This window comes from Pseudomonas sp. Irchel s3h9 (assembly GCF_900187475.1).
In the GTDB taxonomy this organism is placed as follows: domain Bacteria; phylum Pseudomonadota; class Gammaproteobacteria; order Pseudomonadales; family Pseudomonadaceae; genus Aquipseudomonas; species Aquipseudomonas neuropathica.
This window is the reverse complement of record NZ_FYDH01000003.1, coordinates 121,051-135,807: the sequence shown is the minus strand read 5'-3', so window position 1 is coordinate 135,807 and position 14,757 is coordinate 121,051. Positions and strand designations below refer to the sequence as shown.

10 protein-coding genes are annotated in these 14,757 nt (G+C 60.7%); 9 read left to right on the top strand and 1 reads right to left on the bottom strand.

Features of this window, described 5'->3' with window-relative positions:
* Positions 1-37 precede the first annotated feature (37 nt).
* On the bottom strand, positions 38-1,756 hold the full coding sequence (locus tag CKW26_RS05790) for a hydrogenase maturation protein (protein ID WP_095047846.1): 1,719 nt from the start codon (positions 1,754-1,756) through the stop codon (positions 38-40).
* A gap of 297 nt (positions 1,757-2,053) precedes the next feature.
* Here CKW26_RS05790 and CKW26_RS05785 point away from each other — a divergent pair, with 297 nt between their 5' ends.
* From CKW26_RS05785 to CKW26_RS05745, 9 genes are all read left to right on the top strand, one after another.
* On the top strand, positions 2,054-2,560 hold the full coding sequence (locus CKW26_RS05785; protein WP_095047845.1) for a sigma-70 family RNA polymerase sigma factor: 507 nt from the start codon (positions 2,054-2,056) through the stop codon (positions 2,558-2,560).
* A complete protein-coding gene (locus CKW26_RS05780) occupies positions 2,557-3,504 on the top strand; it encodes a FecR domain-containing protein (protein ID WP_095047844.1) in 948 nt (315 codons plus the stop codon). Before CKW26_RS05785 ends, CKW26_RS05780 begins: the two co-directional genes overlap by 4 nt.
* A gap of 91 nt (positions 3,505-3,595) precedes the next feature.
* Positions 3,596-6,505, top strand: a complete 2,910-nt coding sequence (locus tag CKW26_RS05775) for a TonB-dependent siderophore receptor (RefSeq protein ID WP_095047843.1) — start codon at positions 3,596-3,598, stop codon at positions 6,503-6,505.
* A 271-nt stretch (positions 6,506-6,776) separates the two neighbouring features.
* Positions 6,777-7,253, top strand: a complete 477-nt coding sequence (locus CKW26_RS05770; RefSeq protein ID WP_175555704.1) for an antitoxin Xre/MbcA/ParS toxin-binding domain-containing protein — start codon at positions 6,777-6,779, stop codon at positions 7,251-7,253.
* Entirely contained in the window at positions 7,250-7,753 is a 504-nt protein-coding gene (locus CKW26_RS05765) for an RES family NAD+ phosphorylase (protein ID WP_095047842.1), read from the top strand. Before CKW26_RS05770 ends, CKW26_RS05765 begins: the two co-directional genes overlap by 4 nt.
* Before the next feature lie 119 nt (positions 7,754-7,872).
* Positions 7,873-10,527, top strand: coding sequence for a TonB-dependent receptor (locus tag CKW26_RS05760; RefSeq protein WP_095047841.1), 2,655 nt, complete (start codon positions 7,873-7,875; stop codon positions 10,525-10,527).
* A 314-nt stretch (positions 10,528-10,841) separates the two neighbouring features.
* Positions 10,842-12,683: an extracellular solute-binding protein gene (locus CKW26_RS05755; protein ID WP_095047840.1), complete on the top strand. Its 1,842-nt coding sequence runs from the start codon at positions 10,842-10,844 to the stop codon at positions 12,681-12,683.
* Positions 12,670-13,734 carry a microcin C ABC transporter permease YejB gene (locus tag CKW26_RS05750; RefSeq protein WP_095047839.1) on the top strand — a complete coding sequence of 355 codons (1,065 nt, stop codon included), beginning with the start codon at positions 12,670-12,672 and terminating at the stop codon, positions 13,732-13,734. The genes CKW26_RS05755 and CKW26_RS05750 overlap by 14 nt, the downstream gene beginning before the upstream one ends.
* Entirely contained in the window at positions 13,734-14,756 is a 1,023-nt protein-coding gene (locus CKW26_RS05745; protein WP_095047838.1) for an ABC transporter permease, read from the top strand. The genes CKW26_RS05750 and CKW26_RS05745 overlap by 1 nt, the downstream gene beginning before the upstream one ends.
* Position 14,757 lies beyond the last annotated feature (1 nt).

The window sequence follows — 14,757 nt, the reverse complement described above, 5'->3', positions numbered from 1 at the left end:
GAGGGCTAGGGTGAGGGGAAAGCAGTCACCGCCAAAATCAACTGGCCAACTCGGTCAACCGCACCCGCGCCCAATCTTCAATCAACCGCGCCGGCGTGCCACACACCTTGCGCTTGAAGACAAAATTTCGGCACTTCTCGGCAAACTGATTACGGTTGTACAGCATGTCTTCCTGCATCTCCTGCAACTCGGTTTCACGGCACTGCTGGATCAACACCTGATCAACCCGCACCTTGCGCTCGCGTACCGCCGCGTAAGTCGGATCGCTCACCACGCTGTTGGCCCGTTGCAGCAACCACAGGTCAAACTCGTCCGGGCAGCGCGGGCCGATTTCCTGAACCATGCCCAGTTGCCACGCCTGCACCGCGCTTACCGGCAGGCAAGCCTGGGTCAATTGCTCGGCCATTGCCGGGCCGACGGCGCGGGGCAGGCTGTAGGTCCAGTATTCGGAGCCGTACAAGCCCATGCTCTTGTAATGCGGATTGAGCACGATATCGGCGCGGGCAAAGACGATGTCGGCCGCCAGTGCGAGCATCACGCCACCGGCGCCGGCGTTGCCAGTAACGCCACTGACCACCAGTTGCCGGGCCGTCAGCAGTTCTGCGCAGACATCGTCGATTGCCTGAATATTCGCCCAGGCTTCGGCGCCAGGATCCTGCGCGGCCTGAATCACGTTCAAATGCACGCCGTTGGAAAAACTGCCGCGCCCACCCTTGATCAACAACACCTGGGTATCACGGGATTTGGCCCAGCGCAGCGCGGCGACCATGCGCTGGCACTGCTCGGTACTCATGGCGCCGTTGTAGAACTCGAAGGTCAGCTCACCGACGATGCCGGATTCCCGGTAGCGGATCGGTTGATAGGCTTCGTTACTGAACGGCTGCGTGGCGATCGACCAGTCCAGCACAGGCACCTCGGCCAGTTGCCCGGCCAGCACGTGCCGCGCCGGTTGCTTGAAGGTCTCCTCGCCTGGTTGCGGTTTGCGCCGTAGCGCGCCGATCCACAGGCTTTGATCACCGGCGGCGACCAGCACCGCATCGTCATGCACCGCGAGAATCTCGCCGGGCACGCCGCTGCGCGAATCCAGGTGCGCGTCGTAGACGTAATACTGACCGCCAGCGAGGCTCGCCAACACGCCGGGCTGGCCGTCGGCAGCATCGATGCAGCGTTTGATGAAGCGTGCGCAATCGTGCCAGCTGAAGCTGCGGTCGACCTGCTTCATGTTCGGCTGCAAGCGTCCGCGTACTTTCGTATCGGCATAGTCGAGGGCAACCGGTTCAAACCCTTCGATGAATTTCTCCACCACTTCGCGAATACAACGAATCGCCGCATCACTGACCTGGCCGTTGTACAGCTCGGATTTGCGCAGGCCCGCCGGCAGGTTGAATTCGCAGGTGGCCCACACCGGGCCGGCGTCCATTTCTTCGACCGCTTGTAGCGCAGTGACGCCCCAGCTCGGCAACTCGTTGGTAATCGCCCAATCGAGGGCACTCGCGCCGCGATCGCCGACGATGCCCGGATGAATGATCACCACCGGCCGTTCGGTGTTGCTCCACAGCGCCTGCGGCACGCGGTCCTTGAGGAACGGGCAGATCACCAGATCCGCGCCGCTGTGTTCGATCTGTTCGCACACGGCCTGTTCATCGGTAAACAGCACAACGCTGGGTGAGTGCCCGGCCTCGCGCAGTTCCAGCCAGGCGCGTTGGGTCAGGCCGTTGAAGGCCGACGACAGCAGAATGATGTTGAGTGGTCGCATGCTTGCTCTTCCTTGAGTGGGTTAAGCCGTGGGCTCTCGGTGAGCCGTCCCTGGCTTTCGATGGAGCCGCGAGATTAATCAGTGGCCGGCCACGCGCCAGTGATCGAGGTCAACGTTCTGTCAGCCAATGTTTCTGCGGCGACCAAGCGCCTTATGCTCAATGGTTTGCTTGTGCTGATTTTTTATTACTTCAAATGTCTTCGAGGCTATTGCACAGTCGCGCCTGATCAGAGCCGGACGATCCCGGCAGAACGATGGTTTTTCGCAGCGGGTGGGACCCGTTTCAGGGAGCAAGGCATGGGTGGGCACAACCCGCATTACCAGATCATCGGGCAGATGTTCCAAAAGGACTATCGCTGGCTGTGCGCTGCCGTTCGCCGCACGCTCGGTTGTCCGCACAGTGCGCAAGACATTGCATCGGAAACCTTTCTGCGGGTGTTGGCGCTGCCGGATCCCACAGCCATTCGCGAGCCACGCGCGCTATTGACCACCATCGCCCGGCGGCTGGTTTACGAAGGCTGGCGGCGCCAGGACCTTGAGCGCGCCTATCTGGAAAGCCTGGCGCTGGCGCCCGAGCCGGTGCACCCGTCTCCGGAAGAACGGGCGCTGGTGATCGAAGCGCTGCTGGCGGTCGATCGCTTGCTCAATGGGCTGTCGGCCAAGGCCAAAGCGGCGTTTCTCTACCATCAACTCGACGGTTTGACTTACAGCGAGATCGGCGAGCGGCTCGGCGTGTCGACCAGTCGCGTGCAGCAATACATGGTCGAAGCATTCAAGCGCTGCTATCAGGCGATGCAAGCATGAGGCCGGACGAGGCAGTGATCGACGAGGCGGCACAATGGCTGGCGTTGTTGCAGTCGGGCGAGGCGGGCACGGCTGAGCGCGCCGCGTTCGAGGCCTGGCGGGGCGCCGATCCACGCCATCAGCAAGTCATCGAGCAAATGGGCGGCGGCCTGAATTTGCTGCGCAACCCGAGCCTGCGCAGCGTGCCGCGCGGCAGTTTGTTGCACAGCCTCAATGCACCGTCGAGTCGTCGACGCTTTATCAGCGGCAGTTTGAGTGTGCTGGGTATTGCGCTGTTGGCCGGGTTGCTAGGGCGGCGTTACGGCTGGCTGCCGGAGGCGGGGGAGTTGTCGACCGGGACCGGCGAGCGACGTGACTTCACCCTCGCGGACGGCAGTGCGCTGACGCTCAATGCGCGCAGTCGTGTGGTGCCTTTGTTTGACAGTCAACAACGGTTGCTCGCATTGCGCAGCGGTGAGTTGCTGGTCGATGTAGCGAAAGAGCCGACGCGACCCTTTGTGGTCGAGACCGAGCACGGTCGCATGCGGGCGCTGGGGACGAAGTTTCTCGTTCAGTACAGCGAGGAGGCGACGCGATTGGTGATGCTTCATTCACAGGTCGAGGTGGTCACTACCGGTGGCGCGCGGCAAGTGGTGCAGGCCGGCGAGAGTCTGCTGTTCAACGGTGCCGGAGTGCTGTCGCTGGAGCGCAGCAACGGTCAGGAAAGTGCCTGGGTGCAAGGTCGCCTGGAAGTGCGCGACCGGCCTCTGCGCGAGGTCATCGACAGCCTGCGCCGCTACCGGCGCGGCATCTTGCACCTGAGTTCCGATGTTGCGGATCTGCGCCTCAGCGGCCTCTATCCGCTCGACGACAGCGACCGCACGTTGCAACTGCTGGAGCGCTCGCTGCCAATTCGCGTCACGTGGCACAACCCGTACTGGGTCAGCATCGACGCGCGGTTATAAACCCATAACTTCTTGGCCTAATCGCCGCCCTATAAAAAGCGCCGGCCCGCTGCTCATTCCCTGCAGATGCCTCCAACAGGGAAACCCTTCGATGTTCTCAATCAAACAACAATTACCTCGATTGACCCTCGCCGCTGCCTTGGCGATGGGCATCAGTCCATGGGCGGCGGTTGCTCAGGAACCTGCCGCAGCGGTGTTTACTTTCGACATCGCCACTGGGCCACTGGACGAAGTGCTGCTGGACATCTCGCGGCAGAGCGGTGTGCCGATTTCCTTCAGTCAGGAACTGGTGCAGGGCAAGCGCAGCGCGACAGTGCGCGGCGCGCTGGGCGGTCGTCAGGCAGTGGAAAAGGCCTTGCTCGGCAGCGGTCTGCAAGTCGAGCAAAGCGCTCAGGGTTTAACGGTTCGCGAAGCCGAAGCGCCGGCGAAAGTCACCGCCGTGGCGCCGGTCACCAGCGCCGATTACCGCATGGAAAAAGTCACCGTCACTGGCTCACGCATCGCCCGAGCGCAGAGCGATGGCGCCACACCGGTCAACGTCATCACCCACGAAGAAATGGAAGCGCGCGGCTACAAAAACGTCTACGATGCCTTGGCGACACAAACGCAAAACACCGGCATGACCCAAGGCGAAGATTACGGCAACACCTGGCAACCGGCGGCCAGCGCACTCAACCTGCGCGGCCTCGGCCCGAACCATACGCTGGTGCTGATCAACGGCCGCCGGGTCGCCGACTACCCGACGCCGTACGACGGCAAGGTCAACTTCACCAACCTGGCGAATATTCCGTCGGCAGTCATCGAACGTATCGAAATTCTCAGCAGCGGCGCCTCGGCGATTTACGGTTCGGACGCGATTGCCGGGGTGGTCAACATCATCCTCAAGGACAAGATCAACGGCGTCGACGTCAACCTCAAGGGCGGCACCAGTGAGCGCGGCGGCGGTGACAACCAGCGCTTGCAGATCAGCGGCGGCGGCAGTTGGGGGGATTTTGACGGCTTGTTCGGTCTGGAGCTGACTAACCGCGATCCGATCTGGGCCGATGACCGTGGCTTTATGCAAAACGGCCCGCTGGCGGACGTCGGTTACCGCCGCGACCTGAGCAACAGTCGTTATCTGGGACCGGGTTGCGGTGCTTATCAGGGCACCTTCGACAACAAACTGGTCAACAGCGGCGGGCGCTGCCGCACCGACCAGATGTACAACGATTACTGGACCGTGCAGACCCAGAAGGAAAACTACGACGGCTACACCCGTGGCACCTGGCATTTCAGCGACAGCGGCCAGGTCTTCGCCGACTTGATGTACGGCCTCGACCACATCCAGAACAACACGCGCGGGCCGACCTTCACCTCACCGGACTTCATCAACCAGAACAGCGGCAATCTGGAGCGCTGGTATCGCCGTTTCGGTGAGGAAGAAATTGGCGGGCGCACCAGCAACAACAGCAAGTGGCGCGATACCTCGTGGACCGGCACCCTCGGCGTCTCGGACAAGATCGCCGAAACCGGTTGGAGCTACGATCTGGCGGCCAATCGTTCGGAATATCGCAGCGTCAGGACCACGCGTTATACGCCACTGTCGTCGATTCAGGATTTCTACCTTGGCCCTCAACTCGGTGTCAGCGGCGGTTACCCGGTGTTTGCTCCGGATGCCTCGCGTCTCGACCGGCCGCTGACACCGCAGGAATGGCAACAGTTTCGCGGCAACCTGACCCAGAGCAGCAAATCGGTGTCGACCAGTTACAACGCCTCGGTCAACGGTGATCTGTTCGATCTTCCGGCCGGGCCCGTGGGATTCGCCGGGGTGCTGGAGGCGGGCAAGCAGGAGTATCGCGTTGACCCGGACGATGGTCTTAACGACGGCACTTTTTACGGCGTGAGCCCACAGCAAAGCTCCGGCGGCTCGCGCAAACGCTATGCGGCGGGCGGCGAGTTCAGCATTCCGGTCACCGACACGATTCTGGCTACCGCCGCCGGGCGCTGGGACCAATACAAATTCAGCGGCCGCACCGAACAACAGAAGACCTACAACCTCGGGCTGGAATGGCGCCCGGTGACCAGCCTGTTGCTGCGCGGCAGTTATGGCACCAGTTTCCGTGCGCCGGACCTGAACTACATCTATCAATCCGACAGCAACGGCTACTATCCGGCGCAGATCGATTACTACGGTTGCAGCCAGGGCGTGGAGGGCGCGTGTGATCGTGGACGGGTCGATTACACCCAGAGCGGCACCGCTAATCTGGAGTCCGAACGTGGCAAATCGTGGACCTACGGGTTCGTCTGGTCACCGTCGCGCAATTTCGATTTCTCCACCGATTTCTGGCGCGTCGAGATCGATGATCTGCTGACCACCGTCGATGAAAACCGCTTGCTGCAACAAGAGAACGAATGCCGCAATGGCACACAGGACATCAACTCGGCCAATTGCCAATCGACCCTGGCGCGCATCGATCGCAACGCTGGCAATGCCGCGGTCGATCCCAACCAGTTGCAGCGCGTTCGGGTCAATGCGATCAACGCCGCCAGCGAGCGGGTCAGTGGTCTGGACTTCAAGAGCAATATCCGCTGGGGTGCCGGGCAGTACGGCGCGTTCAGTTCGGCGCTGGGCTATACCCTGGTGCTGTCGCACTACTACAAGGAATCGGAAGAGGCGCCAACGCAAGACTGGCGCACTTCACGCACCAACTACGACTGGCGCAGCAAGGTCAACGCCAGCCTGACCTGGGATTACCAGAAAGCCACGGCGACACTGATGGGCATTCGTTACGGCTCGGTCACTAACGGCGCGGGTGACGGACGTCTGTCGCCGTGGACGGTGTTCAACGCCAGTGCGCGTTACAAACTCAATGACCGGGCGAGTGTCGGGCTGACCGTGAACAACGTGCTCAATCAGATCAAACACGATGACTCGGCGGGTTGGCCGTATTACCCGACCGGCAACTATGACCCGTACGGACGGCAGTGGTGGCTGGATGTGAGTTATCACTTCGGCGGATGATGGCAGGCATTTCGCGTTTTACGTCCTACGGAAAACGGCGGGTTTTGCGGCAAACAGGGGATATTTCCGACGACCTTTTCAGGTTGGTCGTCGGAAGCGCGATCTATAGCATCGGACCTGACATTGAAGTCGCTGAGCGGCTTGAACGCTCAGGCTCCCAGATCAAGGATCTATTATGCGTACCCCACACATCGAACATGAAACCCCTGTTTATTCCCTGCGCAACTTCTGGATCGACGATCGCGCCAGATGCCCCATGGAGGATGTCGCGATGCCCACATCAAAAGCACCCCGGCTGACGGTGCTGAAGAAGGCCGAGGGAAAACCTGTCGATTTGCTCGTGCACGGCCAGGACCTCGGTGATGATGCCATGCTGATTGTCCGCCTTACCGACGAGGGCTTTGAGCTGAGCGACGTCGTCAACATGCTTTCAACTTCCGAAATGTACCTGCGCGAAGACATGGTCAAACGCATCACCGGCAAATCTGTCAGAACCGTGCAGCGGCTGTTGAAGGAAGGCAAACCGGTACGGCTTGACTCGCAACAGAGTGTCGTCGCCTACCAATATGCGCTGGTGCTGGAGATGGCCACTCGGGCGTTCGGGGGGCTGCCACAGGCGGAAATATGGATGCAGAAGTCGACCCCTTACCTTAACGGCTACGTGCCGTTGGAATTGACCCGTCATCCACTGGGCTTCCAGATGGTCGAGCAATACTTGTGTCGGGTCCTGTACGGGGGTTACCCATGAATCCCTTGCCCTGGGAAGGACATTGGTATGGCTGGCGCCTGGATCAGGAGGCCTACGGAGACACGTGGGACAGCGGGATGGGTCCAAAACTGAAGGGCGGTCGATGGAATGCGCCTGGCCGGCGAGTCGTCTATGCATCTGTCGACCCGTCCTCGGCCATTCTGGAGGTGGCAGCCAATAACAGTTTTGATGCACTGGACAGAGAGCCTTATGTGCTGACGTGCTTTGAGGTCATCGGCGATGCACGGGTCAAAGTCGTTCAGCCCGAAGAGGTGCCGAATCCGTACTGGTTGAGTCCCGCGTGGCCGTCGCCCAATCAACAGCGGTTTGCCGACGCATTACTGGATGAACATCCGTTTGTCCTGATTCCCTCGGCTGCAACTCGCCACTCGTGGAATCTGCTGGTGAGCTGCGACCTCGCAGAGGGGCAGTTCAAAATGGTCTCTCAAGAACGTTTTGGTCTGGATACACGGTTGCTGAGGGACATGGCATCGGCTTGATATCGAGGCATGGCTTTTTTTTGCATAACCTCAGCACCCAACAGTCTAAATCGCCCTCTATAAATCCTTATTCGTCATCGCACATCCCTGCATAAACCAAAACGCAGGGATGGCTGTTCATGATTCAGTTTTCACCCGTCAAATCACCTTTGAGCCTGGCCTTGCTGCTGGCAATCAATACGCTGCCGGCCATCGCCGCCGATAGCACGGCAACCGAACCGACCACTCAACTGCAGCGTGTCGAAGTCACGGGTACGGCAATCCGCCGGGTCGATGCAGAAACGGCGGTGCCGGTGACCATCCTGCGCGTCGAAGAGCTGCGCGAGCAGGGCGTCACCACCACCGAGGAGCTGGTCAGTCGCATTTCTGCCAACCAGTCTTCGGTTGGCTCGGGGCGTTCGGTGGGGTCGAGCAGTGGCGGGGCGTCCTATGCCGATCTGCGTGGCATCGGCGCGAACAAGACCTTGGTGCTGCTCAACGGCCGGCGTCTGAGCAACAACGCCACCAATGCGATCAACGGCTCCGGTGTCGACCTCAACACCATTCCGTTCGCCGCCATTGACCGCGTGGAAGTGCTGCGTGATGGCGCCTCGGCGCTGTACGGCACCGATGCGATTGGCGGGGTGATCAACTTCATCACCAAGACCAGCCTGACCGAAGGGCAGATCAGCACCAACTACGACACGCCAACCCATTCGGGTGGCGGTGAAAGTCGTAACTTCAGCGGCAGTTGGGGCTTCGGTGATTTGCAGGATGATCGTTTCAACGTGTTCGGCGTGGTCAGTTATGACAAACAGCAACGCCTGGCCGCTGAAGACCGGGGTTACACCTACAACTATCAGCCGAACCGCGGACTCGATTACACCTCCGGCACCGCCTCGCCGGCCAACTGGAGTCAGGGCAGTAACGCTACCAATCCTTTGGCAGGCTCCGGCTGCAACGCACCGGGATTGCTGACGCGCAACGGCATCTGCCGGCAGAGCCTGTGGAATTACCTCGATCTGGTGCCGGAAACGGAGAAGACTTCGGCCTTCGCCAAAGCCACCGGCAAGCTGTCCGACGATCACAATGTCAGTCTCGAATACTTTTGGGCGCGTAACGAAAACCGCACGCAAATCGGCCCCGGCACGTTGATGGGCAATCAGGTCAACCCCGGCACGGCGTTCTATCCAGGTAACGGCATCACCCCCGGGCCGAACGGTTTCGCCCTCGATCCGACGCAACCGGTCGACGTGAACTGGCGCGAAACCGCCGTCGGCGCGCGTCAGCACGAAGACGACAACACCAGTCAGCGCTTGCTGCTGAATTTTGACGGCACGCTGGTCGGCTGGGATTACAACCTCGGCGCCTCATACAATCAGAACAAAGTGATCAACAGCATTCAGGACGGCTACGTCAATGACCGTGCCGTCAGCACCGGTATTGCCAATGGCGTAATCAACCCGTTCGGCCCGCAGACGGCTGCCGGTTCGGCGCTGTTGGCGGCCAACGCGGTGGACGGCGATTACGCCACGGCGGTAGGGCGGGTGAAGGCCATCGACGGGCGCATCAGTCGTGAAATCGGCGACTGGTTCGGTGCCGGCCCTTCGGCGTTGGCGCTGGGCGGCGAGTATCGCAAGGAAGACTTCCATCAGGATTTCGCAGCATTTGCCGGCGATGTGCAAAGCCTCGGCGTTGATCCGAATGGCAGCGTCGCCGGGGATCGCAGCGTCTCGGCCGAGTACGCCGAGGTCAACGTGCCGGTGCTCGACAGCCTCGAATTGTCTGCGGCCGTACGCCATGACAAGTACAGCGACTTCGGCAGCACCACCAACCCGAAATACTCGTTCCGCTTCCAGCCATTCAAGGAATTGGTAGTGCGCGGTGCCTACAGCGAAGGGTTCCGCGCACCGTCGTTGTATGAGTTGTACAACCCGACCTTTACCAGTTTTACCAACGCCAACTACAACGATCCGCGTTTGTGCGCGGGCGGTAATCCGAGCAATGGCGGCATTGCCAACCGCGACTGCGCACAGCAGTTCAATCGCACCAGCGGCGGCAATACCGACCTGAGCCCGGAAACCGCGCGCAACGTCACCCTTGGGTTTGTTTACCAGCCGTTCGAACGCCTGACTGCCGGGCTGGATTTCTGGTGGATCGACATCGCCAACCAGATTGCCGAGTTCCCGGAATCGGCGGTGTTCGAGAATCCTGAGCTGTACCCCGATCGCCTGGTGCGCAAGCCGGATGGCTCCATCGATCATATCGTCACCGGCCTGGCCAACCTCGGCAAGATCAAGACCAATGGCGTCGATGTCAGCTTCGACTATCGCTTGCCGAGCACGCCGTACGGTAATTTCGGCATTGGCCTGCAAGGCACTTACGTCACCCGCTATGACTATCAGCAACAACTCAAGGGCGATTACATCGACAAGCTGGGTGATTTCCGTGGCGGCGACTTTGCTTCGGCGGGCGCCGTGGCGCGCTGGCGGCACAGCCTCACCGGCAGCTGGAATTACGGCCCATTCGGCGCGGCCCTGACCAACCGCTACACCAGCGGTTACCACGACTCCGATCGCGACACCCACGATTACGTCGGCTCGTACAACGTCTGGGATCTGGCTGGCACCTACACCTGGCGCAAGACCTTAAGCGTGACCCTCGGCGCGAAAAACCTGTTTGACCGCGAACCACCGTTCAGCAATCAGACCTACACGTTCCAGAGCGGCTACGACCCCAAATATGGCGATCCGTTTGGGCGGACGCTGTACACGCGGGTCAGTTACAAGTTCTGAATCGAGCCCTGTAGGAGCTGCCGAAGGCTGCGATCTGATGATCTTCCAACGGCAAAAAATCGCAGCCTTCGGGAGCTCCTACAGACCAGGTTTTCGCAGTTGGTGCGGATTTTAGTCAGTTATTGATCTAAAGCCTGCTCTATAAAAATCGCCGGCCTGTTGCACATCACAGGTAGGCAGGATGTGTGTTGACTGTTCTGGTGCTATCGCGAGCAGGCTCACTCCTACATTGGATTTGTGTTCACCGCAGACCCTGTAGGAGTGAGCCTGCTCGCGAAGAGGCCAGTAGCAGCACCGTGTAAAAGGATCTGCCCATGTTCTCAAGGCTTATTTTGTTCAGCGCATGTGCGCTTTTAACGCCGTTCAGTTTGGCCGCCCCGCAAGTGGCGTTGACCGTCTACGGCGAAGCCGCCAAATACGCCCCCGACTTCCAGCACCTGGCCTACGCCAACCCCGACGCACCGAAGGGCGGCAGCCTGCGCCGGTCTTCCCTGGAAAGCGGCCCGTTCGATCACCTGATTCCTTACACCGACAAAGGCACTGGTGTGGCCGACATCGATGGCTGGCTCTACGCGCCACTGGCCTATCGCAGCAAGGACGAACCCTACAGCGTCTATGGTCTGGTGGCGCAGCAGATGGAGCTCGATCCGGATCGCCGCTGGCTGCGTTTTTACCTGAACCCAAAGGCACGTTTCGACGACGGTACACCGATCACCGCCGAGGACGTGCGCTACACCTTCAACCTGTTCATCACCCAGGGCAGCCTCAAATACCGCCAGCAGTTTCGCGATGTCGCCGAGGTCATCGTCGAGTCGCCGACGCAAGTGCGCTTCCTCTTCAAGAACAACGACAGCCGCACCTTGCCGCTGGACCTGGCGACACTGCCGGTGCTGCCCGAACATTGGTGGCGGACACGTGATTTCGCCGAGGGCGGCGGTTTCGAGATTCCGCCGGGCAGTGGCCCGTATCGCATCAGCGCGGTAGATGCCGGGCGCAGCGTGAAATTTCAACGGGTACAGGACTGGTGGGCCAAGGATCTGCCGATCACTCGCGGCCTCTACAACTTCGATCAACTGAGTGTGGAGTTCTTCGCCGACACCGACGTGTCACGGCAGGTGCTCAAGGCCGGCGGCTTCGATTACAACCGCGAGTTTTCCGCCACCAGTTTCACCATCGGCTACGCGGGCGCTGCACTCGAGCAAGGCAAATTGCTTCGTGAACACCTCGCACCCGGTGCTGCGCAAGGCGCGCAGGGCTTTGTGTTCAACCTGCAGAAACCGCCGTTTCAGGATCGTCGCGTGCGCCAGGCAATCGCCATGCTCTGGGATTTCGAATGGAGCAACCGGCAGATGATGCGCAACATGTACCTGCGTCAGCGCAGCTACTTCTCCCACAGCGCGCTGGCGGCCACTGCATTGCCGGATGCCGAAGAGCTGAAGATTCTGGAACCGTTGCGCGGACAGATTCCCGATGAAGTGTTCACCACGGTGTTTGAAGCACCGAAAACCGACGGCAGCGGCAACGTCCGCAGCGAACAGTTGCAGGCACTGAAGCTACTCGAAGCCGCTGGCTGGAAACCTCAGGGCGATCAGTTGGTGAACGTCAATGGCGAACCTCTGCACTTTACCTTTCTCAATGGCCAGAAAGGTTTCGAACGGCTGTTATTGCCGTTCAAACGCAACCTGGCGCAGATCGGCATCGGCTTTGATATCCGCCAGGTCGACACCGCGCAATACACCAACCGCGTGCGCAATCGCGACTACGACATGATCGTCGCCGGTTACCCGGTGAGTCAGGCGCCAGGGCGCGAGATGTTCAATTACTTCGGCTCCGATGGCGCCGCTGACCCCGGCTCGAACAATTACATGGTGCTGTGCGATCCGGCAGTCGATGCACTGCTCGAAGGGCTGGTGCAGGCCGACAATCGCCAGAGTCTGCTGCGCCACGCTCATGCGCTGGATCGGGTGTTGCAGTGGGGCTATTACTGGGTACCCAACTATTACCCGCCGGGAATTTCCACAGTGTGGTGGAACCGCTTCGGCCGACCGGCGATTGCCCCGCTCTACGACGCCGGTCTCGACACCTGGTGGGAAATCAGCCCGACTGCACTGACATCAGCGCAGATGCCCAAGGAGTACAGCCATGTGGGGCTATAGCCTGCGGCGTCTGCTGCTGATCGTGCCGACCTTGCTCGCGATCCTGTTGGTCAATTTCGTTATCGTGCAAGCCGCGCCCGGTGGCCCGGTCGAGCAGGCCATCGCGCGCTTGCAGGGCATTGGCGTCGGCGCGGCGGTGGGTTCCAGCCATGTCGAAACTGTTGGTGGCGAGTCTCGTGCCACCCGGGGGCTGGACCCGAAACTGGTGGCCGATATCGAGCGTCAGTACGGCTTCGACAAACCCGCCAGCGAGCGCTTGTGGCTGATGCTCAAAAGCTATGCGCGACTGGATTTCGGGCAGAGTTTCTTTCGCGGTGCCAGCGTCACGGAACTGATCTGGCAGAAGCTGCCGGTGACTTTGTCGCTGGGCCTGTGGGCGACGTTGATCACCTATCTGGTGTCAATTCCGCTGGGCATTCGCAAGGCTGTGCATAACGGCTCGGCGTTCGATGTCTGGAGCAGCGTGGCGATCATCATCGGCTATGCGTTGCCGGGATTCCTTTTCGCGCTGCTGCTGATCGTGGTGTTTGCCGGTGGCACGGCGCTGGACTGGTTTCCGGTGCGCGGGCTGGTCTCGGACAACTTCGCCGAGCTGTCGCCGTGGGCCAAAGTGGCCGACTATTTCTGGCATTTGGTGCTGCCGGTGATTGCCTTGGTCATTGGGGGGTTCGCCACGTTGACGATCCTGACCAAGAACAGCTTTCTCAACGAGATCTCGCGCCTGTACGTGGTGACCGCGCGCGCCAAAGGGCTGAGCCAAAGGCAGGTGTTGTACGGCCATGTGTTTCGCAACGCGATGCTTCTGGTCGTCGCCGGTTTGCCGCAAGCGTTGGTGACGGTGTTCTTCGGCGGCTCGTTGCTGATCGAAGTGATCTTTTCCCTCGATGGTCTCGGCCGCCTCAGTTACGAAGCGGCAGTCGCGCGCGATTATCCGGTGGTGTTCGGCTCGCTGTTTATCTTCACCCTGTTTGGCCTGCTGATAAAACTGCTCGGCGACCTTTGCTACACGCTGGTCGACCCGCGCATCGACTTCACCGCGAGGGCTGCCTGATGCTGACATTATCTCCCATCGGCCAGCGCCGCTGGGCGCGCTTCAAGGCGCATCGCCGTGGTTGGTGGTCGTTGTGGCTGTTTCTCGCGCTGTTCGGCCTGAGCCTCGGCGGTGAGTTGGTGGCCAATGACAAACCGCTGCTGGTGACGTATCAGGGCGAATGGTATTTCCCGGCGTTCAAGCGTTACACCGAGCAGGATTTCGGCGGCGAGTTGCCGTTTCAACCGGACTATCGTAGCGCGCAGGTGCGGCAATTGATCGAGGGGCAGGGCGGGCGGTTGTGGTTTGCGCCGATCCCGTTCGCGTTCGACACGGTCAATTACGACCTCACGGAGCCGGCACCGAGTCCGCCCAGTGGCGACAACTGGCTGGGCACTGATGATCAGGCGCGCGACGTGCTGGCGCGGGTGATTTTCGGCACACGTGTATCGCTGCTGTTTGCCTTGGCGCTGACCGCGGCGAGTGCGCTGATCGGCATCGCCGCCGGGGCATTGCAGGGCTACTACGGTGGGTGGGTCGACCTGATCGGTCAGCGCTTGCTGGAGGTCTGGTCGGGGCTGCCGGTGTTGTACCTGCTGATCATTCTGTCCGGGTTCGTCGAGCCGAATTTCTGGTGGTTGCTGGGGATCATGGCGCTGTTTTCCTGGTTGAGCCTGGTCGATGTGGTGCGGGCCGAGTTTCTGCGCAGCCGTGGCCTGGAATATGTGAAAGCGGCACGCGCGCTGGGGGTGGGCGATGCGCAGGTGATCGTTCGGCACATCCTGCCCAATGCCATGAGCGCGACGCTGACCTACCTGCCGTTCATTCTTACCGGGGCGATCGCGACGTTATCGGCGTTGGATTTTCTCGGTTTCGGCATGCCGGCCGGCAGCGCTTCGCTGGGCGAGTTGATCGGTCAGGGCAAAAGCAATCTGCAAGCACCGTGGCTTGGCCTGACCGCGTTCTTTGCCTTGGCGCTGATCCTTTCACTGCTGGTATTCATCGGCGAAGCCTGCCGCGATGCGTTTGATCCGAGGACTTGAT

Coding starts and splice junctions, on each gene's coding strand:
- CKW26_RS05750 (WP_095047839.1), top strand. CDS start 12,670: ATGTGGGGCTATAGCCTGCGGCGTCTGCTGCTGATCGTGCCGACCTTG.
- CKW26_RS05790 (WP_095047846.1), bottom strand. CDS start 1,756: ATGCGACCACTCAACATCATTCTGCTGTCGTCGGCCTTCAACGGCCTG.
- CKW26_RS05775 (WP_095047843.1), top strand. CDS start 3,596: ATGTTCTCAATCAAACAACAATTACCTCGATTGACCCTCGCCGCTGCC.
- CKW26_RS05770 (WP_175555704.1), top strand. CDS start 6,777: ATGCCCACATCAAAAGCACCCCGGCTGACGGTGCTGAAGAAGGCCGAG.
- CKW26_RS05755 (WP_095047840.1), top strand. CDS start 10,842: ATGTTCTCAAGGCTTATTTTGTTCAGCGCATGTGCGCTTTTAACGCCG.
- CKW26_RS05765 (WP_095047842.1), top strand. CDS start 7,250: ATGAATCCCTTGCCCTGGGAAGGACATTGGTATGGCTGGCGCCTGGAT.
- CKW26_RS05760 (WP_095047841.1), top strand. CDS start 7,873: ATGATTCAGTTTTCACCCGTCAAATCACCTTTGAGCCTGGCCTTGCTG.
- CKW26_RS05785 (WP_095047845.1), top strand. CDS start 2,054: ATGGGTGGGCACAACCCGCATTACCAGATCATCGGGCAGATGTTCCAA.
- CKW26_RS05780 (WP_095047844.1), top strand. CDS start 2,557: ATGAGGCCGGACGAGGCAGTGATCGACGAGGCGGCACAATGGCTGGCG.
- CKW26_RS05745 (WP_095047838.1), top strand. CDS start 13,734: ATGCTGACATTATCTCCCATCGGCCAGCGCCGCTGGGCGCGCTTCAAG.